General features: G+C 49.0%; 19 protein-coding genes. 14 read left to right on the forward strand and 5 right to left on the reverse strand.

Annotation, left to right across the window (positions count from 1 at the left end; genetic code table 11):
- The first annotated feature begins 134 nt into the window (after positions 1-134).
- The 8 genes from AC6B99_RS24470 (at position 135) to nfsA (ending at position 7,890) form a co-directional block, all read left to right on the forward strand.
- Entirely contained in the window at positions 135-1,466 is a 1,332-nt protein-coding gene (locus AC6B99_RS24470) for an MFS transporter (protein WP_496664437.1), read from the forward strand.
- 171 nt (positions 1,467-1,637) lie between these two features.
- Positions 1,638-2,528, forward strand: a complete 891-nt coding sequence (locus tag AC6B99_RS24475; protein WP_494865244.1) for a MetQ/NlpA family ABC transporter substrate-binding protein — start codon at positions 1,638-1,640, stop codon at positions 2,526-2,528.
- Positions 2,529-2,545: 17 nt separating this feature from the next.
- Positions 2,546-3,886 carry an LLM class flavin-dependent oxidoreductase gene (locus tag AC6B99_RS24480; protein ID WP_056031678.1) on the forward strand — a complete coding sequence of 447 codons (1,341 nt, stop codon included), beginning with the start codon at positions 2,546-2,548 and terminating at the stop codon, positions 3,884-3,886.
- A 44-nt stretch (positions 3,887-3,930) separates the two neighbouring features.
- Complete coding sequence (locus AC6B99_RS24485; protein ID WP_496664438.1) at positions 3,931-4,704, forward strand: methionine ABC transporter ATP-binding protein; 774 nt, start codon at positions 3,931-3,933, stop codon at positions 4,702-4,704.
- Positions 4,697-5,371, forward strand: coding sequence for a methionine ABC transporter permease (locus tag AC6B99_RS24490; protein WP_496664439.1), 675 nt, complete (start codon positions 4,697-4,699; stop codon positions 5,369-5,371). Before AC6B99_RS24485 ends, AC6B99_RS24490 begins: the two co-directional genes overlap by 8 nt.
- Positions 5,372-5,433: 62 nt before the next feature.
- On the forward strand, positions 5,434-5,916 hold the full coding sequence (locus AC6B99_RS24495; protein ID WP_056031669.1) for a DinB family protein: 483 nt from the start codon (positions 5,434-5,436) through the stop codon (positions 5,914-5,916).
- A gap of 6 nt (positions 5,917-5,922) precedes the next feature.
- A complete protein-coding gene (locus AC6B99_RS24500) occupies positions 5,923-7,110 on the forward strand; it encodes an acyl-CoA dehydrogenase family protein (protein ID WP_056031666.1) in 1,188 nt (395 codons plus the stop codon).
- A gap of 30 nt (positions 7,111-7,140) precedes the next feature.
- The gene (nfsA, locus tag AC6B99_RS24505; RefSeq protein WP_496664440.1) at positions 7,141-7,890 is read left to right on the forward strand and encodes an oxygen-insensitive NADPH nitroreductase; all 750 of its coding nucleotides are present in this window, start codon (positions 7,141-7,143) and stop codon (positions 7,888-7,890) included.
- A 183-nt stretch (positions 7,891-8,073) separates the two neighbouring features.
- On the opposite strand, the gene AC6B99_RS24510 is transcribed toward nfsA, so the two are convergent.
- The 5 genes from AC6B99_RS24510 to AC6B99_RS24530 form a co-directional block, all read right to left on the reverse strand.
- Entirely contained in the window at positions 8,074-10,356 is a 2,283-nt protein-coding gene (locus AC6B99_RS24510; RefSeq protein ID WP_496664441.1) for a preprotein translocase subunit SecA, read from the reverse strand.
- A gap of 98 nt (positions 10,357-10,454) precedes the next feature.
- On the reverse strand, positions 10,455-11,171 hold the full coding sequence (locus AC6B99_RS24515; RefSeq protein WP_494865255.1) for an ABC transporter permease: 717 nt from the start codon (positions 11,169-11,171) through the stop codon (positions 10,455-10,457).
- Positions 11,168-12,013 carry an ABC transporter ATP-binding protein gene (locus AC6B99_RS24520; protein WP_496664442.1) on the reverse strand — a complete coding sequence of 282 codons (846 nt, stop codon included), beginning with the start codon at positions 12,011-12,013 and terminating at the stop codon, positions 11,168-11,170. The genes AC6B99_RS24515 and AC6B99_RS24520 overlap by 4 nt, the downstream gene beginning before the upstream one ends.
- 138 nt (positions 12,014-12,151) lie before the next feature.
- The gene (locus tag AC6B99_RS24525; RefSeq protein WP_496664443.1) at positions 12,152-13,087 is read right to left on the reverse strand and encodes a LytTR family DNA-binding domain-containing protein; all 936 of its coding nucleotides are present in this window, start codon (positions 13,085-13,087) and stop codon (positions 12,152-12,154) included.
- 268 nt (positions 13,088-13,355) lie between these two features.
- Positions 13,356-13,763: an ABC transporter substrate-binding protein gene (locus AC6B99_RS24530; RefSeq protein WP_496664444.1), complete on the reverse strand. Its 408-nt coding sequence runs from the start codon at positions 13,761-13,763 to the stop codon at positions 13,356-13,358.
- 91 nt (positions 13,764-13,854) lie between these two features.
- Between AC6B99_RS24530 and AC6B99_RS24535 the strand changes: the two genes are divergently transcribed.
- The 6 genes from AC6B99_RS24535 to AC6B99_RS24560 all read left to right on the forward strand — a co-directional run bounded on the left by AC6B99_RS24535 (position 13,855) and on the right by AC6B99_RS24560 (position 19,248).
- Entirely contained in the window at positions 13,855-14,016 is a 162-nt protein-coding gene (locus AC6B99_RS24535; RefSeq protein WP_155972869.1) for a hypothetical protein, read from the forward strand.
- Between the two features lie 704 nt (positions 14,017-14,720).
- Positions 14,721-16,289 (forward strand): sigma-70 family RNA polymerase sigma factor, encoded by a 1,569-nt coding sequence (locus AC6B99_RS24540; protein WP_056031645.1) that lies wholly within the window; start codon positions 14,721-14,723, stop codon positions 16,287-16,289.
- A 155-nt stretch (positions 16,290-16,444) separates the two neighbouring features.
- Complete coding sequence (locus AC6B99_RS24545; protein WP_496664445.1) at positions 16,445-17,224, forward strand: cache domain-containing protein; 780 nt, start codon at positions 16,445-16,447, stop codon at positions 17,222-17,224.
- The gene (locus AC6B99_RS24550) at positions 17,221-17,490 is read left to right on the forward strand and encodes a hypothetical protein (RefSeq protein ID WP_496664446.1); all 270 of its coding nucleotides are present in this window, start codon (positions 17,221-17,223) and stop codon (positions 17,488-17,490) included. The genes AC6B99_RS24545 and AC6B99_RS24550 overlap by 4 nt, the downstream gene beginning before the upstream one ends.
- Positions 17,491-17,544: 54 nt before the next feature.
- Positions 17,545-17,910, forward strand: a complete 366-nt coding sequence (locus tag AC6B99_RS24555; protein ID WP_496664476.1) for an aldo/keto reductase — start codon at positions 17,545-17,547, stop codon at positions 17,908-17,910.
- Positions 17,911-18,207: 297 nt separating this feature from the next.
- The gene (locus tag AC6B99_RS24560; protein ID WP_496664447.1) at positions 18,208-19,248 is read left to right on the forward strand and encodes a LytTR family transcriptional regulator DNA-binding domain-containing protein; all 1,041 of its coding nucleotides are present in this window, start codon (positions 18,208-18,210) and stop codon (positions 19,246-19,248) included.
- The last annotated feature ends 107 nt before the right edge of the window (positions 19,249-19,355 follow it).

The raw sequence follows: 19,355 nt of genomic DNA on the forward strand, positions 1-19,355 counted from the left end.
TCATTAAAATTGGCAATGAATAATATTGCAAACCATAGAGATTACATATGAATCTATTTACGTTATAGTATGACATGAACGCTCGGGAAGAGCAATCCATAGCGAACTATAGCGAACTAGAGAGGGATTTCATTATGCGTGATTCAGTTGCAACTACAGCTCTTTTTCGTGAAAAGGCCGCCGTCCCGCTTCTTGCGCTGGCCGTGCTGCTGGCTATTATGAACACCACTATGTTTAATGTGGCGCTGCCGGAAATTTCGAAAGCCTTTAACATGGGGGGATCATCCTTATCCTGGATTGTCAGCGGGTATTCCATCATGTACGCAATTGCTTCCATTACATATAGCAGGCTGGCCGATTTCCGCTCGCTGCGAGCGCTGCTTGTTGCTTGCCTGTTATGCTTCGGCATTGGCTCGATAATTGGTTATGGCAGCACGAATGCCGGTTTATTACTGGCAGGCAGGCTAATTCAGGCTATCGGCGCCGGAGGCGTCAAAGGACTTGCGCTTGTGCTAATCGGCCGGCATGTCCCGGCAGCCCGGCGAGGGCAGGCAGTAGCGTTAATTGTCTCCGCGACTTCGCTGGCTTTCGGTCTTGGTCCGCTCGCTGGCGGCATCCTGGCCCAGATCGGCGGATGGCGGAGTCTCTTTATCGTGACGGCAGTTGTGCTTCTACTCATCGTGCCCTTATACCGAAGTCTCCCAAGCGAAGCGGGTCGTCCCGGACAATTCGATTGGGGCGGCGCATGGCTTGTTGCCTGCTGCAGTTCAATGTTAATGCTGGCTATCTCGCATGGCTCGCTTGCTGCAACGTTGGCATTCATATTGGCTGTGGCATGGTTAGGCCGCCATATCAAGGGCAGTGCCCATCCCTTCATCGATCCTTCGCTTCTGGCAGACCGTCCCTTAATGCTGTTGAATGGCATTGGCATGGCTGCACATATGAATAATTTCACTCTGCTTTTTCTGCTGCCGCAAATGCTGGCGGATATCCATGGCCTGTCGCCGCTCCAGACCGGGCTAATGATATTTCCGGGAGCGTTACTCTCGGTCATTCTTGCCCGTTCTATAAGCATGGCGCTTATACGCTATGGCGAGCGCAGGGTGATGATGCTTGCTCCATGGGGGATCGTCTTGGGGGATGCCCTGCTGGCCCTGCTCAGTACCCGTTATGCATGGGTAGCGGGCGCGGGTTATTTGTTGACCATCGTCTGCTGTACAGCATTGAATGCTGGCGTAGCATCCGAGCTGCCCAAGCTCGTCTCCACGGCTCGCCTGGGCGGGGCGGTTGGCCTGCAGCAACTTTTCCAGTTCATAGGAGGAGCGGGGAGTGCCGCTGTTTGCGGCAGCTTGATGGCAGCAACGTTTGCTGGTTCGGCAGGTGCTGCTTTCGTATGGTTGTTCTGGGGGCTGGCTATGCTCGGCGTACTGATCGTAATAGGCGGTATGGTTTATCGCAATCATTAAAATATTTAATGATAGATATTACATAACATAGACTATTATAATGAAAAAAATCTGATATACTATAAATATTCGCAGCGGATAACTTGGTATTAATTTTGGACGTACTCCTCGAAGGAGAGGTTCGCACCTTAACCTTACTCACACAAACCATCATCTTTTAAGGGGAGAACTATGTTGAAAAAACCAGTCTTTGCCGCTATTTTTCTTACTATCGTCATCCTTGCCCTGGCAGCATGCGGAACAAAAGCGCCAAACAATGGAAGTTCAGCCTCGCCTCCTGTCCAGACGGATGCTCCTGCAAGCGTGGCTGCAACGGAGGAGACCAACCCAGAGGATCGTATCATTAAACTGCTGGCCAATACGCCTAATCACAATGACGAGGTGGCGCCGATTTTGGCCAAGGAAGTGGAGAAGCTCGGCTTTAAGCTAGAATTCGAGGTGCCGACCGACAGTATTATTGCAAACAAGGAAGTGCTTGAAGGCTTCTACGATGTTGCAATAGGAAACCATACGGCTGCGCTTAATTCGTTTAATGAAGCTAATAATGGAAATCTTGTTCCGGCTTTTCTAACGACGTTTGCGCCAAACGGCATTTATTCCAAAAAATACGCTTCATTCGACGAACTGCCGGACGGAGCGACGATCAGCATTCCTGGCGACCAGGCCAACGGAGGTCGCCCGCTCCTTATTATGCAGGATGCCGGTCTGATCAAGATTAAGAAAGGCGTCGATGTAACGAAAATTACCCCTTCGGATATTATAGAAAACAATCACAAGTTCAAATTTAAAACGCTGGATACCGGGGTGCTATTGCGCGCTCTCGATGATGTGGAAGCGGGCTTCCTCTACCAAAGCCAGCGCGTCAGTGGCGGACTTAAGCTGGAGGATGCGCTGGGACTTGAAACGGATGAGGTTAAGGATTTCTATATTATTGCCGCTACTCGGCCCGAGCTTGTCGGCACGCCCAAGATTGAGGCTTTGAAGCAAGCTTACTACTCTGATGCCGTTAAGGAGTTTTATAAGACCAGATATGATGAAGGAAGCATCTACTATGCCTGGTAGAGAGGGAGGGATTGAGCATGAATCGCACTAGACGTTTGGCTCTAGCTTGCTCATTAAGCGTCGGAGGCAACCACTCCGGGCTGTGGCGGCATCCTAGCTACTGGTCTGATGCTTCCAGTAACATTGACTACTTTGTTTCCTCTGCACAGAAGGCGGAGCAGGGGAAGTTGGACTTTGTCTTTGTCGGAGATACCCTGTTTGTGAATGATCTCTCCGCGCCGCAGCTTATTAACCGGCTGGAGCCGCTCACATTGCTCTCGGTAATCGCTGGTGCGACCTCGCACATCGGGCTTGTCGGCACGCTGTCGACAACTTACCATGAACCATATCATACTGCCCGGATGTTTGGCTCATTGGACCACATTAGCAAGGGGAGGGCTGGCTGGAATGTCGTCACCTCCGCGCTTCCGGGGACGGCAGCCAACTTTAGCCGTGACAGTCATATGGAGCATGATCAACGCTATCAGCTTGCTGATGAATTCCTTGATGTGGTCAAGGGTCTGTGGGACTCATGGGAGGAAGGGGCCTTCGTTAGAGATAAGGATAGCGGCAGATATTATGATCCAAGCAAGCTGCACACTCTAAACTACAAGGGCAAATACTTTTCGGTTCGCGGTCCTCTGAGCCTGGAGCGTACCCCGCAAGGCAGACCGGTCATCGTTCAGGCGGGTTCATCGGAGGCAGGCAAGGATTTCGCGGCTAAGCATGCGGAAATCGTCTTCACGCATCAGCATGGAATTGAAGATGCCAAGCGCTTCTATCAGGACATTAAGGAGAGGGTTGCGCGATTCGGGCGCAACCCGGAAGAGGTGCTTGTCCTCCCGGGCATAAGCGCCATCGTAGCGGACAATGAAGCAGACTTGCAACGCAAGCATGCGGAAATCGACGGCTTAGCTAATATTGAGGAGGCACTGAAGGACCTTGGAAAGTACTTCAAGGATACGGCGCTCAGCCGCATTCCGCTTGATGCACCGCTGCTGCCCCATCTGGATGCGTTAATTACGGATGGGTTTCAGTCTGAGGTGCTGCGTATTGAGAAGCTGATTCGCGCGGAGAATCTGACACTTCGCGAGCTGGCTCTGCGTCTTGCTGCACGGTCAGGACGCAATCCTTTTGCCGGGACGGCTGAGCATGTAGCAAATACGATTCAGCAATGGTACGAAGAAGAGGCGGCGGATGGCTTCATTGTCAGTTCAGGGCCGATAGTCCCTGAAGGCATCCATGAGTTCGTTGATCTGGTAGTCCCCCTATTGCAGAATCGTGGACTATTTCGCTCGGAGTACAGCGCAGGAACGCTGCGGGGGCATTTGGGGCTGACTGTTCCTCCGAATCGTTACTCGATGGTCCCCATTAAGTAGAAGCTGCGCTAGCCATACATGTATAGATTGGAGGATAGCGGCAGATGATTACACTTCGCAATATTAATAAGAGCTTTGACACGCCTTCCGGGTCTCTTGCTGCAGTGAAGGATGTATCTCTGGATATTGAGAAAGGGGATATATACGGAATCATAGGTTTTAGCGGGGCGGGCAAATCAACCCTCCTGCGCACGATTAACTTGCTTGAGCGTCCGGATAGCGGCACGGTCATCGTCGATGGCAAGCCGCTCGCAGAGCTTAGCAAGGGGCAATTGCGGCAGGAACGGCAGGGAATCGGCATGATCTTTCAACATTTTCACTTGTTGAACAACCTTACCGTATTTGATAATGTCGCCTTTCCGCTGAAGGTTGCCGGCATGCCTAAGGCAGAGCGCAGGAGGCGCGTCGAGGAGTGCTTAGGAATCCTGGATATAGCCGACAAAATCAATACCTATCCATCCAAGCTGAGCGGAGGGCAGAAGCAGCGTGTGGCAATCGCCCGTTCAATTGCTAATCGCCCTGGGGTATTGCTATGCGACGAGCCAACCTCTTCTGTGGATCCGCAGACAACGGGAGATATTTTAAAGTACCTTGCGCAAATTAATCGCCAGCTTGGCATTACGATTGTACTTGTGACGCATGAGATGGATGTGGTCAGGGCGATATGCAATAAGGTAGCCGTTATGGAGCAAGGCATCATAGTAGAGAATTTTTCCATGAATGATCAGAACTATCTGCCAAAGTCCAAAATTGCCAGCTTTCTGTTTAAACGGGATAATTTTTATGCGGACGAGGTGGGGGTAAGCTTGCATGGATGAGGCCATTAAAGAGATTTCAAAGGCAATGCCTGACTTTTGGGTTGCATTTGGCGAGTCATGGTACATGCTTTTAATTTCGAATCCAATTACGGTCGCAATAGGAGTGCCGCTGGGCACAATCCTCTATTTTATTCGTCCTGGCTCAAGGATTAAAGCGCCTAGAACTTACGTCATTCTGAACGGGATCGTCAACATAATTCGTTCCTTCCCGTTTATCGTGCTGCTGGTGGCCATTATTCCTTTAACGCGATTAATTGTCGGTACGGCACTTGGGACTACGGCTGTCATTGTACCGCTCGTTATTGCCTCCACGCCTTATTTTGCCAGATTCGTTGAACAAAGCTTGCTGGACGTCAATCGCGGGCTCATCGAAGCGGCCGAGTCGATGGGCGCAAGCTGGCCGCGAATCATCTGGAGCGTGCTGTATGTCGAAGCGAGGGCAGGTATCGCCAACTCCATTATCATTATTTTGGTTAGCTTCCTTAACTACTCGTCTGTGGCGGGTCTTGTTGGAGGAGGAGGGCTAGGGGACTTTGCCTTGCGTTACGGCTACCAACGTTATGAGACGTATACGATGGCCTTCACAATCATCGTTATTGTGGTGTGCGTACAGCTATTCCAGTTTACGGGCAACTATCTCGTCAGCAGGCTGGACAAGCGCTTATAACACGGCGCATGCCTATATAGAAAGTTAATTACAAGAAGACAACTTCAAGGAGGGCTATTGTTATGGCTATAAAAACACAACTGCAACAATTAATTGCCAATTATCGTTCGGGAGGAGAAGCGCTGGCAGAGGCGGTACGGGGCCTGAACGAAGGGGAACTGCTTCACCATCGATTGCCGGAGAAATGGTCGATTAAGCAAATCGCGATTCATTTGGCGGATGCGGAGCTGGCAGTATCCTTCCGCGTACGCAACATTCTCTCGGAGAACTCTCCTCCTCTGCAAGTCTTTGAACAGGATAATTGGACCAATACGCTTGATTATGAGGCGCTTGACCTTGAGGCTGCACTGCAGCGCTTCCAGTTGCTGAGGGCGGCCAACAGCGAACTGCTGGAGCGATTAAATGAAGAAGCATGGACTCGTACCGGAGAACATCCTGAGAATGGTTTGATAACGCTGGAAGGGTTGATTGCTGGCCAAATCGCTCACCTGCAGGGCCATATTGAACAAATAGACGTTAGTCTGCAAGACTACCGCAGCAGGTAATTGGAAATGTATCAGAGGATTGAGGTAGAGGATTTTGTTCAAAAGGAGAGGGAAGCGAAGCTGGTGGCCTTGGCTGACCGCCTCGCTGTACGATTCGCCGAGCGGGCGTCCAAGCATGACCGGGAAGGTTCCTTCCCAATCGAGAACTTCGAGGAATTGAGGCAAGAGGGCTGCATGAAGCTGACTGTCCCTCGTGAATTCGGCGGTGATGAATTATCGCTCTATGAGCTGGTGCTGTTCTTGGAGCGAATCGCCAAGGGCGATGGCTCTACGGCAATCGCTCTCGGCTGGCATTTGGGCTCCATTCTTCATTTTCGTACGACACGCCACTGGCCGGCGCATCTGTTTGAACGCTTGTGCAGAAGGGCAGTGACGGCTGGCGAGCTGTACAACGGATACGCTAGCGAGTCCGGGGTCGGCAGTCCTAGCCGTGGAATGAAGCCAAGAACAGTCGCCTCGCGCACAGAAGGGGGATGGCTGCTTAGCGGCAGGAAAACGTACAGCACGCTTCTCCCGATTATTAATCATTTTAGTGTCAGTGCCAGTCTGGAAGGCGAGGGGGCTACAGGGGATTTCTACGTGGACCGCTCGGAGGGAGTGGGCATGGAGGAGACGTGGGATACGCTTGGCATGCGTTCGACAGGCAGCCATGACCTGCTGCTGGATCGGGTGTTCGTCCCCGAGTCATCGCTCATTTCGCTAACCCCTGACGGGCAGAGTCGCCAGCGTCCGAATGACGGGTTGGGCTATCTATTGTTCATAGCTGCTTGTTACACAGGGCTAGCCTCTGCCGCAAGGGATTATACAGTAACATTCGCTCGCACGTATAAGCCTGACAGTCTGGGCACTGCGATTGGAGAGCTGCCGCTCATCCAGCAGCAGATTGGCTTAATAGAGGCGGATTTGATCACCGTACGAACGATGTTGTACACGATGGCGAGAAGGTGGGATCAGGAACCGGAGCAACGCGCACAGTTGAAGGCCGATCTTGGGCTTGCCAAGTATATGGCGACGAATCGCGCCCTGCAGATTGCTGATCGTGCCATGCGGGTGGTTGGCGGCTCCAGCATGTTCCGCTCCAATCCACTGGAACGAATATACAGGGACATCCGGGCAGGTGTGCACAACCCGCCGCTCGATGACCTTGTGCTGAGGGAGCTCGCCCGAAGAGCGCTTGAAGAGCCTGGTGTCTAGCGTTACGATCCTGGTGAAGGAGGAGTCACAATGAATGACATAGTCAAGCACTTGCAATCCCATCGTTCCATTCGCAAATTCAAGCCGGATACAATCTCGGAGGAGCAGTTAGGGCAGATTATGGCTAGTGCTCAGGCTGCTTCAACTTCTTCAAATATACAAGCCTATAGTGTTATAGGCGTTCGCGATACCAGCAAGAAGCGCGATCTGGCGAAACTGGCCGGAGGGCAGCGGCATGTTGAGGAATGCCCACTGTTTCTGGTCTGGTGCGCTGACCTACATCGCGCACAAGTTGCTGTGCGAATGCATACATCCGATTTCGAGCTTGAACTGCATCAGAACGTCGAGACATTTCTTGTCGCGACAGTGGATGCCGCTTTGGCTGCGCAAAATGCAGCCGTAGCGGCAGAAGCGCTAGGGCTTGGCACTGTTTTCATCGGAGGTATTCGCAACGATATGCAGCAGGTTGTCGATTTGCTTCACTTGCCGCGGCTTGTCTACCCGGTATTCGGCATGTGCATTGGCATCTCGGACCAGCTGCCAACGAAGCGCCCGCGCCTTCCTGTACAGTCAGTCTATCATGACGAGCGCTATAGCGACTCTGGATTTGCCGGCGATATTCATGCGTATGATGAGACACTGGGGCAGTATTATGCCAGTCGGACTGGTGAAGGCAAGCAGGCCAGTTGGTCAGGCGAGATGGAGGCGAGGCTTCGTCAGAACCGTCTGCGTCCCGAGCTTTACGCCGTTATTAAGAGCCAGGGATTCTGTTTTCAATAATCAGCCAGCAGCTACAATAATGGCATATAATGTGAACCTATTGGCATGGGATTGACTAATCGATGCTCTAGTAAGTGCTGCAAGCACACAAATAAGGCCGGTAGCCTCTATACTTGGGGGAGCTATACCGGCTTTATTTGTTTGCTTGAATTATCTCTTATTCCTCGAAAAAGCTACACTGCATCAAAATTTTGACCACCCGAATACCTGCCTCAAAATCTTGCGCATCCAGTAAGCAATTATTGTCTCCGGGGTCCATGTACCGGGATTCTGCAAGTATTGCTTGTATTGATCGGTGATGATATAAGTCCAAGTGGAAGCAGGGCTTTTCAGTCCGAATTTTTCCCACATCGCCGGATCATTCGAACCTCCGAGCTTTGCGAGCATATTCGCCGACTCTCTATTTATTTTAGCCGGAATTTGCTCGTAGGCTTGGATGATTTGCGCATGAAATTCGTCGAGCGGATTATGGTTAACAAGGCTCGTTAAATGGATGCCTTCGCGAATGTAAGAAACATATGCCAGATGGTCAGCCCAGAGCTTGTCGATAAAATAAAGCCGTACCCGCTGCTCCGAAGGGCTCATCGGTGTCTCGCCTTTCAAAATTCCGAGCCGCTCCTCGTATAGCATACGCCTCTGATCCTCCACCATATCCGAATAACCGTTCAGCTCCTGACGGATATGGAAGTTTTGACCCATAATTACACGCTGAATATGGTCAATTTTGCTATGGAGCACCGACTCTTCGAGAGTCTCATCCTGCCTAAGACCCCGTATCGTTTTATCGATGCCGAACCTAAGCAGCAACTCGTCTTCCAAGCTTACGAAAAATACAGAAGCTCCCGGATCCTCTTGGCGTCCGGATCGCCCGCGCAACTGGTTGTCGATCCGGACGCTTTGGTGCATATGCGTACCAATCACGTACAACCCGCCCAGCTTGGCGACAGCTTCTGCTTGCGTGGGGCTGCCGCCGCCGAGCCGAATGTCGACGCCGCGTCCCGCCATATTCGTGGACACCGTCACGGCGCCGATCTCTCCCGCTTTGGCGATGAGCTCGGCTTCTTTTGCGTCGTTTTTCGCATTCAGAACATGGCAAGGTACGCCGGCAACTGCTAGCGCTTCCGCCAGCATGTCAGACTCCTCGACGCTTGACGTACCAATGAGAATCGGACGTCCCGCCCTATGGACGGACGAGATTTCTTGTACAAGCGCCTTAAATTTAGCTTCTTTATGGGTATAAATCCGGTGTGGATGATCGATCCGTATGTTTGGCCGGTTCGGCGGAATATGCACGACCTGAAGCTCATAAATAACTTCGAATTCCACCGCGGAAGCTTGCGCGGTAGCCGTCATTCCGCAAATTTTTGGATATAGGCTAAGGAAATGTTGAAGGGTGATCGTACCGAGAATGATCCCGCCGGCTTTCGCCTGCAGCCCTTCTTTGGCCGAAAGCGCGGCTTGCAGCCCGTCCGGCAAATGCCTGTTCTCCGCCACGCGGCCGGTATATTCGTCGATCAGCTCGATTTTACCGTCCCGGACGATGTAATCGACGTCTTTTTTCAATAACAATTCCGCATGCAGCGCATTATTTAACGACATTAACAAATGACTATTATGGCTATCGTACAAATTACCGCATCCGAGCAGCGACTCTGCTTTCGCAGAGCCTGCTTCATTCAAGTAAACGTTCCGCTGGAACTCGTCGAAATCGTAATCCTCATCTTGCGCGAGCTGCCTGGCTACTTCTGCAAAAAGAATGCCGTCGTTGTCGGAAGAGCCCGGCTCGCCAGCGATGACTAGCGGCACCCGCGCCTCGTCAAGAAGCAGTGAATCCGCTTCGTCGACGATGACGTAGTGGAAGGGACGATGCACGGTATCGGCTTCGTCTAAAGCAATCGTGTCGCGCAAATAATCGAATCCCGCCTCTTTGGCCGTAACATAGGTTATATCGGCGGCGTACGCTTCCCGTTTCTCGGGCAAGCTCATGCCCGCTTGAACCGCGCTTACCGTTAACCCGAGGAAACGATAGATCGGGCCCATCCAATCCGCATCCCGATTTGCCAAATAATTGTTGAAAGTCAGCACATGAACGCCTTCACCGGTTAGAGCATGTAGATAAGCAGGCATAACAGCAGAGAGCGTTTTTCCTTCACCGGTATGCTGCTCGATCAAAAATCCCTCGTGCAGAGCGATGGCAGCCATGATCTGGACATCGTAGGGCTGCAATCCGAGCGTTCTCTTCGCTGCCTCGCAGACTAGCGCATAGGCATCGACAAGCAGCCCGTCCAAAGGCGTACCCGATGCAGCTTCCTTTTTCAGCCGGAGAGACTCCGCTTGCAGCCGCTGATCGTCCCAAGCTCCCAAATTCCGTTTCCTGATGAGCTCCGCTTTGTCCCGATAGCCTTTCAGCTTATGCCGGGTATCTCGGTCTTTGAATTCTCGCTTCAACTTGACGGCTAAATTCATCGGAATTTGATCCCTCCTCGGTAGAAATACACGATTATAGTGGCTAACGGCATCGACGAATCCATAAGACCGTGTGGCCGTTCTTTTGTCATTTTTCCCTACTCATCCTTTAACCGTCGTTGATACAAAACAACAGATACAATCGTTAATACAACCGTCCATGCCAAAATAATAAGGAGGGGTTTTAATAACTCTCCCGTCGTAAAGTCTGTAGGGGGTAAACCTAGCAAATGAACAAGCTGGCTACTGGGCATGTAATCCAGCACTTTGAAGACTGGATACTCATCCACAATAAATGCTCCCCATGGTGCCCCAGAGAATACGATCGTCACAGGAATTATAGATAATGACGCATCAAGCAACGTCTTGGAGAATAGACCACATATCGTCCCGACTGCTGTGTATAAAATAATCGAAAGAAGGATTGCTGCCACAAACGCCCATATACTAGCTGGTTCATAGCCAAATAGATACGTAGCAATAACCAGAACAACAACAGACATGACCAAGACTAAAGTGCTTTTACCGATTAAAACATCCATGGTCGTGGCCGGAGTCATCATTAATGATCGTAAAGTGTTACGCTCCTTTTCTTCCGCAATCAAGCATGCTTGTACGAAACATGTTAGGAACACAAACGAAAGATTAAGAACTGTAGCGAAAGATCCAGGCAAAGACGAGGCGGCGCCAGCAGCTCGAAGAAGAAGTGCGAGGATAATTGGGAAAATCAACATAATGGAGAGGGCATAATTGCGTGAAAACTCTTTGTAATCCTTCACAAATATCGCTTGCGCACGTTTCAATGAGATACTCATAGCAGCTCACTTCCTGTCATTTTAATAAAAATGTCCCCTAGACTAGGCTCTTTCGTTTCTAATCGATCAATTAACCCTCGTTTCATCCAGTCGGATATTTGATCAGCCGTTCCATTATTAATCGGGAGCTCATAGGCTTGCCTATTGATTAACTCCACACAAACGACGTTTTCACGATGCTGTTTTTTAAGCTCCTTGGGCGAGCCGATGGTTTGGATTTGTCCTTGATACAAAATCGCTACACGGTTGCATAGCAATTCTGCCTCGGCCATATTATGCGTCGTTAAAAAAATCGTTGTCCCATTCTCATTTAAGCGGCGCAACCCTTTATAAATATGCGCGGAGTTTACCGGATCTAAAGCCGAAGTAGGTTCATCCAAAAATAATAATTCCGGCTCATGGATAATCGCGATTGCCAACAGGACACGCTGACGCATCCCTTTCGATAAGAGATTGACTTTCTTTTTGCGCTCTCCGCTTAAGTTTACAAATTGCAGCACCTTATCGATCGAAGATCTAGGAAGATCATATAACTTACGATACAGCTCCAGATTTTCCTCAATTGATAATCTCTCATATAGACCGCTATTATCCGTCAAAATGCCAAAGCGCATCTTCTGTGCAGACTGATTCATCATCTCTGCTGGCTTGTTAAATACACTTGCCTGTCCACTTGTCGAATTTAATTGCGCAGTTAAAATTTTTATTAATGTCGTTTTTCCTGAACCACTCGGACCTAGAAACCCAAAAATTTCTCCTGACGCAATTGAAAAAGACACATCTGCTAATGCATCCTTATTTCCAAAGCTCTTTCGAATATGTTCGACTTGGATAACATCCATTAATACCACTTCCTTAGAGTTGATGGCTTAAATATATAAAGATTGCACGCTTCCAGCCATCAAAACCCGCCGAAATGTAGCTTTTATCGCCTGAATGGTACCAGCAAATGCTTGATTGGTTCCACATGTCCCTCGGAATTAAAGGTTAAGAAGTGCTTTTAATTCCTGCAATTTTGAACGGGATAATGGAACTACGGCATCTTTACCTGTATTTAATCGCAAGCTGTAGCTATTCTTCGTCCATGTAATAATCTCTCTTACTTTTTGCAGATTAACGATATAGGATCGATGACACCTAAAAAATCCGAAATTTAATAATCTCTGCTCAAGCTCGGTTAGCGTCAAAGCACAGTCATAGTTTTCTCCATCCACATGAACAAGAATCGAACCATCTACACTTTCTATAAAATCGATTTCAGGCGGATTAAATAAAATCACTTTGTCCTTTCTTTTCGTATAAATCTTCTGCAACGTTATATTGGCCCGATCTTGTTCCTGCCCTTCCTGCTTATCCTCGTCTGAGTCCCGAATATCCAATGGATGAAAACCGAGCTCGTTCAATCGATAAATGACATCACAGGAAATGAGGGCATCCTCTAAATTCGAAGTTAAAATTAAAATTTGCTTTTCCTTCGAAAGGTCATCCAAAATCCGTTTAAACTGACGACGATCTTGTTCTTCCAAGTAAAAATAGGGCTCCTCCAGTACAAGCGTAGGCTGATGCGCAAAATAGACACGCAGCAATGTCACATACATCCTTTTCGATGAGCTTAGATCCTTGATTTTTACCTTCCGTTCTTCTTTTAAAGCAAAATAATCTATTAACGAAGCGACACGGTCATTCCTCTCCGTTATTTGGATTAGAAAAGTGAGTAGCTCTTCCACCGTTAAACGCATATACTCGTTTTGCTGAGCTCGAAATAAATAATAGTGGGAATGATTCACTAATTGATTCATTAAAAGCTGCTTTCGCTTCAAGTCCGTTATAATGCCAATCGATTGGTTCGATGTCAAATTTAATTCAATCTTTGGTAGAAATAGTTCCCCATCATCATACACTGGTTCAAATTGCATGCCGTCCTCCTGGTCAGTTCCGCTATAGGATATATTGAACAATTATAAGGTGGGGATCCTTTTTTGTCAGTTTCTATTCATACCTAGCATAGGTCGGAAAAATACGATGAAAGGAGATTTTTCGCTGAAGCGATGGGAGTTCAGATAAGGGGAATCCGGTGGCTGCGGAATGGGGGATGAGGAGAAAACTTGAAAAAAAGCATAGTACGGTGCAAGGAGTACATTGATTATGAGGAGATCGGCAGGAAGGCCCAGCCACACCGCGTTCTCATACACGAGCTTCGGATCGGCTGTATCGCCGGACCAGGGTGAAGTGAAGATGATATCGCCGGCGAATTGCGGGAGCGTCTCCAGCGAAATGGATGCCCAGCCCGTGCCGCTGTCGATGACTTCCTTCTTCCTGTACCTTAGGCTTCAACTCGTTAATTTGGGCTTCCCACTGCTCGATCCAAGCTTGGGCTTCGGCTTCCTTGTTCGTCAACTGGCCGAATTCGATCAGCTGATCCTTATACGTCTTGGCGCCGTAGTCGATGGCAACGACCGGAGCGATTTTTTGCAGCTCGTCGATGCCTTCCGTACCGCTGAACACGACGATCAGGTCGGGATGCAGAGCAAGCACGTTCTCGGGCATCGGCGTGTCGCCCAGGCTTTGCGCGCCAGCAAGCTTATCTTTCAAATAAGGGCTGGCTAGAACTTCTTACTGAACGCCGACCGGCGTGACACCGAGAGCGAGGAAGTAGCCTGTATAAAACGCAGTTCCGTCCACGATGCGTTACGGATTGCGCGAGACTTCGATATCCCCGTTGGCAGCTTTGAACGTAACGGTCTCGCCATCGCCTGCTGCTGCATCTGCTGTTTCCGTGGGAGCAACGGTCGCCGCTGGCTCGGAGGCTGTTGCGCTGCTGCCGTCGTTGACGCATGGGGGTTAAACGTTGACAACTGATTTTTTGGCGGCTCCGAGCAATTTGTCTGCATAGCTGCTTAATCATGCTTCCCGGGCTTCTAGCATTCTATCCTTTGTCAAATATGCATTCGGGTCGCACCAAAACTAGGTTGAAAAATGAGGGGGAATTTCAATATTCGTTCGAGCCATGCCGACCTTGTGCTTCGTGCTTTTCATAGTGAAAGACTCCTTGCCAAGGATGTAGACAAAAATTGCTTTCACGAGTTAATGTGAGATCAGAATGTTATCAGATAACTTGGTTGAACACGGCGTGGAAGGTTATCTCAATACAATAGCCCGAGAAAGGGGAAAAGATATGATTCATTGGTTTCGACATTTGCCGTATAAGTATATGGATGAAGCAGAATGGCCGCCATTCATACACAGTACTTGGTTTCGAGAGCATTATATGAAATTTGTTTATTTGTTGGATAAATTTTATTATATCTTCCTCGGATGTAATAAACTCAGTATTAATTTTAATCAAGCCTAATAGAACTGTGTTTTGTAAGGGGTATTACCGAGTAATTGAAATTTCATGCAAAGAATATGAAGGTTGAAATTATATAGAAGAGAACCGTGCCACAAGCAGCGGCATGTTACTACTATCTTATCAATAGAACCAAGTAACCTTTTGCAACGATACTGGCACTTTGTATATAGAAACTGAACACAGCGGAGGTGCAAGAGGTGCGGGAGTGGATCGAGGGAGCCCGGCTTGGCGACCAAATCGCCTGGGAGCGGATCGTGCAGCATTTTAGTGGCATGGCATTTTCTGTGGCATATGGAAAGCTAGGTGACTGGGGGCATGCGGAGGATGCGGTACAAGAAGCGTTCACGGAGGCTTTTGCCAATCTCACTAAGTTGCAAGAGGCGGATGCATTCCCGGGATGGTTCAAGACTATAGTCGAACGGCAATGCCAGCGTATTCTCCGCCGAAAAATACATTCCACAATGCCAATGGATGAAACAATTATAATGGATGCAGAGGAATTGAATGTGGAGTCCATTATTGAAAGAAAGGAATGGCAGGAGAGGATTCACCATTCCATCGAGGGTTTGTCGGGCAATTTAAAACTGGTAGTCCAATTATTTTATTTTCATGGATATTCGATAAAAGAAATATCAGGTTACCTTAAAGTATCTCCCTCTGCATTAAAAAAACGGTTGTTCGACGCCCGTAATAAGCTAAGAACGTCGCTGCTTGTTACCGACTTTGTATCCATGTTCAATGATCTTTACGAAGGAGGAGTATCCATGCTCCATATAGTAAATGGAGATATCGTCAGCGATAAGTTAAGGAAGGGAAACGTTCGCGGAGATATCTTGGTTTGGAGAGAAGTATATCCGGTAGGTCCGGTATTCGTAGAAACGGGGGAGCTCCATCAGAGGTCGCCCAGAGTGGAATATTTAGAGAGAACTCTAGGCATTCCAGCAGATGACTATGTGACAAATTGTAAGTCGCAAGAACAGATTCTGCGGAACTTTCACAAATACGATGAGATCGTACTATGGTTCGAGCATGATTTGTTTGACCAACTCATGCTGAGCTATTTATTGCACTGGTTTTCAAATCAGGCCCTAGGTCATACCAAGCTGAATTTGCTGTGCATCGGCGACTACCCAGGTATTAATTTGTTTAGGGGATTGGGGCAACTTACATCAAAGCAGTTGGAAACATTGTCAGGTACTTGGCAAAGGGTGGGAGAGAAGGAGCTTGAGACGGGCAGCATAATCTGGGAGGCGTACACATCGCCAAATATTGAATCACATGTTGAAATTTTGAATAAAGACACATCGGTGCTGCCCTTTGCTCACGCGGCGCTTGAACTGCACTTATCACGCCTGCCTTCCCCAATAAATGGGCTGGGAATCGTAGAGCAAACCATTTTGGAGCTTATTCGGCAAGGTGTGGATACCCCATGCAAGTTATTGCAAGAGATCGGGAACCGCTTAAGTGTACTAGGCATGGGTGATTTGGAATTATGGTATCGGTTAAGGAGTATGTCAGAACAACCGCATGCACTGATAAAAATACTAGGATCATCCCATACGTTTCCTGATTATCGGAAGAAAACTACCCCCTCCTTTGAAAATGGCAAAATTGCATTAACTGAGATTGGGGTGGAGGTAGTCGCGGGATTGAAGGACTGGATAAAGGTGAAGGGAATAAATGAGTGGTATGGCGGTTTGCGACTAAATGGTGATTTAGTATGGCGCTGGGACTCTCAAAGAAAGCAATTAATTTATATGCAATAAAGCAATAACTTGCCGTTGCAAACAGCGGACTGAACCGTACCGCAAGCCGGGAGAAATTTTCAGCATCCCCCGCTTGTTTGGCGCGGAAAGCTGCCCTCAAAATACAGGGGCGGGCGCTTGATGTTAATACTGCCCGCGCCAAGGTGCAGGAGGAAATGTTTGCAAGTGCATCGGGGAAGCTGGCGGTGCTTAATGAAACGATTAATCAGATGATTGGAGCTACCGAAAAAAATGTGGATTTTTTGGCTGATCAGCTGCCAGCCGGCAATATCGGTCCTGTTCAGGGAAATGAGGACCCATTCGTACGGGCGGTACTGGACGCCTACAAACAAAAACACGACGACGTGGAACTGGCTTCGGTGGGCACCGATCAAGGCGTATACGCCAACGTTCCGAAAAGTGCGGTAAATCCGGCAGATTATGATCCGCGCAAGCGGCCCTGGTACATAAGCGCTTCAGAAAATAAAGGGATGCCTACGATTATCTCGCCGTACATTTCCAGCAATACGGGCAATGTGGTTGTGTCGGTCGCCCAGACTACCAAGGACGGGCATGGTGTTGTTTCGGTCAGCCTCTCGCTCAAGGCGTTGAGCGATTTAGTGAATTCCACCAAGATCGGGACGAAGGGCAATGTATATGTGCTGGATAAATCTAATAAATTTATTGTGCATCCCAATGAAAAAGCAGGCAGTGAAGCGACAGCTTCGCCGTATCCTGATATTTTCGAGCAAGAGCAAGGAAGTCTCGCCTATGCGTCTACGGATGGAAGCAAGCAGCATGCATTTATTACGACAAATGAAAAAACAAGCTGGGTACTGGTGGGGGTTATCGACGATAGCGAAGTGAGCGCGGCTGCCCAGCAAGCGACCGGGCTAGTACGTACGGGTACTGCTAAAATTCAGAGCGCTGTAACACAGCAGATGAAGCTTTCTTGAGCATCAACGCGGCTATTGATGACCTGACTTCCCAGGTAGAAGGGATTGCTGCCGCTTCGGAACAAATGTCCGCCAGCACCGTCGAGGTTGTTCAGGCCATTCAGTTCTTTAGTGAGGTGTCCGAGCGGAACGCTGAAGGAACAGAAAGTATTTCAGCTTCAACAGAGGAGCAGGTCGCTTCCATTGAAGAAATCGCTTCGTCGGCGGATGAGCTGGCTCATTTGGCCCAAAATCTGCAAACATTGGTTGTTCGCTTTAAAATTTGAGTGTGATTCTGACAGCGATTTCGTTTGGCAGTGAGAGAGAGGCCCTAGATCACGATCGTAAGGTACGAGGGCGTTGGCGTCACTCCATACTTGCCTCTGGCTGCAGGCCGAATGACCCGCGATTGGAATGAGCAGACCCCGCGCTCAGAGAATGACCAGATAGCTAATGCGTTATTTGCTAAAACGGAAGAGGCTGATCGCAAAGTCGTGGAAAGAGTTGCGGAGGTAGCCGCTAATCGAGGAATTCCACGCGCACAGGTGGGTCTTGCATGGCTGTTGCAAAAAGAAGATACAGCCCCGATTATCGGGTCGACTAAAATCAGTCATTTCGAGGATGCGGTTTCGGCCTTATTGGTTAAATGGAACCCTGAAGAAATCACAAGTTTAGAAGAACGGTATGTTCCACATCCATTGGTATAAATTACGGAAATAAAGCATGAATCAAAAAGGGACTAAGTGGCTCCTATTGCTCCCTCTCACTTTGCATAAACACAAGCAGGGCCGGAAGTCCAACTCTAACGAGTGGCTGCCGGCCCTGTTTTATTTCAGCTGCTCGGCCACTCAGCGCTAAAGCTGCTCGCTGTCGAAGCTTCCCCCTAGCCGAAGCTGCTGCTGAACTTTTGCTTGCTGCTCCGATGCGTGCGTCGGTGGTACAATGGCAGATAAGGAAGCAACTGGTTAACCTATAAAATCAACTCGGCAGGAGGCGTTTTATATATGAATAAATTAGCTGCGAATACAGCCTTAAGCAATGGAGTTGGCTCAGATGTAATTGAGCTGGAGGCCGGGCAATGCGTAGTTATACAATGCCATCACGATATTGGTCGTACGTTCATTCGGTCGGTTAGAGGAGAGGGCGTATCCTCCGGCTGCAAAATCTCCTATCGCGGGAAGCTGCTTTCTTTGGGCAGCAACGAAGCAGCTGGCCAGGTTGGATTCAGCTGTTTGGACGAAGGACTTTATGAACGCTTGAAGGTTAGGGAGTATTTGTTATTTTGGGCGGAGCTGCATGGCATACGAACGGGGATAGAAGAGCTGTTAAGCAAGATCGGATTGGCGGGAAAGGCCAGCGAACGGATTTCTAAACTGAGCTATTCCGAGAAGCGGCTGCTCGGTTTTGCAAGAAGCATTCTTCATAATCCGGAGCTTTTGATTTGGGAGGACCCTGAGCAAAATCTCGATCTGGAGAGCTGTATGATTGTAAGAAGGATGATAGCAGAGCTGCTTCGTCAAAATAAGGCGATTTTAGTTACGTGCTCGACCTTGGAGCAAGCGCTCTCGATATCTAATCGTATTTACGGACTGACGGGAAGCTCGCTTGCCCCGATTACGATTCAGGACGCCTCGGAATTCAATGAGTCTGAGCCTGTTCCCGGCGGCGATGAGCCTGAGGCTGCAAGCGGCGAGCAGCATCATGTCCCAAGGCTAGCAAAGTTTATGGTGAAAACCGAAGACAAATACGTGTTCCTAGATCCCGGCGAAGTGCATTTTATTGAAAGCATCGAGGGCGTCACGCATCTGTATACGCAGGCTGGCAGCTTTGCTTGCTCATGGACGCTTGCGGAATTGGAGGCGAAGCTCAAGGCGTTCCGGTTTTATCGCTGCCACCGTTCCTATATTGTCAATTTGGACCAAATCGCCGAATTGATTGTATGGAGCCGCAACAGCTACAGTCTCGTCCTAAACGACGATAAAAAATCCAGAATTCCATTATCCAAGGGGAAGTTTGAAGAGCTAAAGACGATTGTAGGGCTGTAATTCTGCTCCGTTCACCGCCAAAATGGCTGCTTTCAGCGCGCAAATGGATCTTTTCATGGGAAATTTGCTGTTTACAGCTCTGTTCACCGCTAAGCTGGGATGGAGCT

The sequence above is a fragment of the Paenibacillus liaoningensis genome (genome assembly GCF_059609455.1).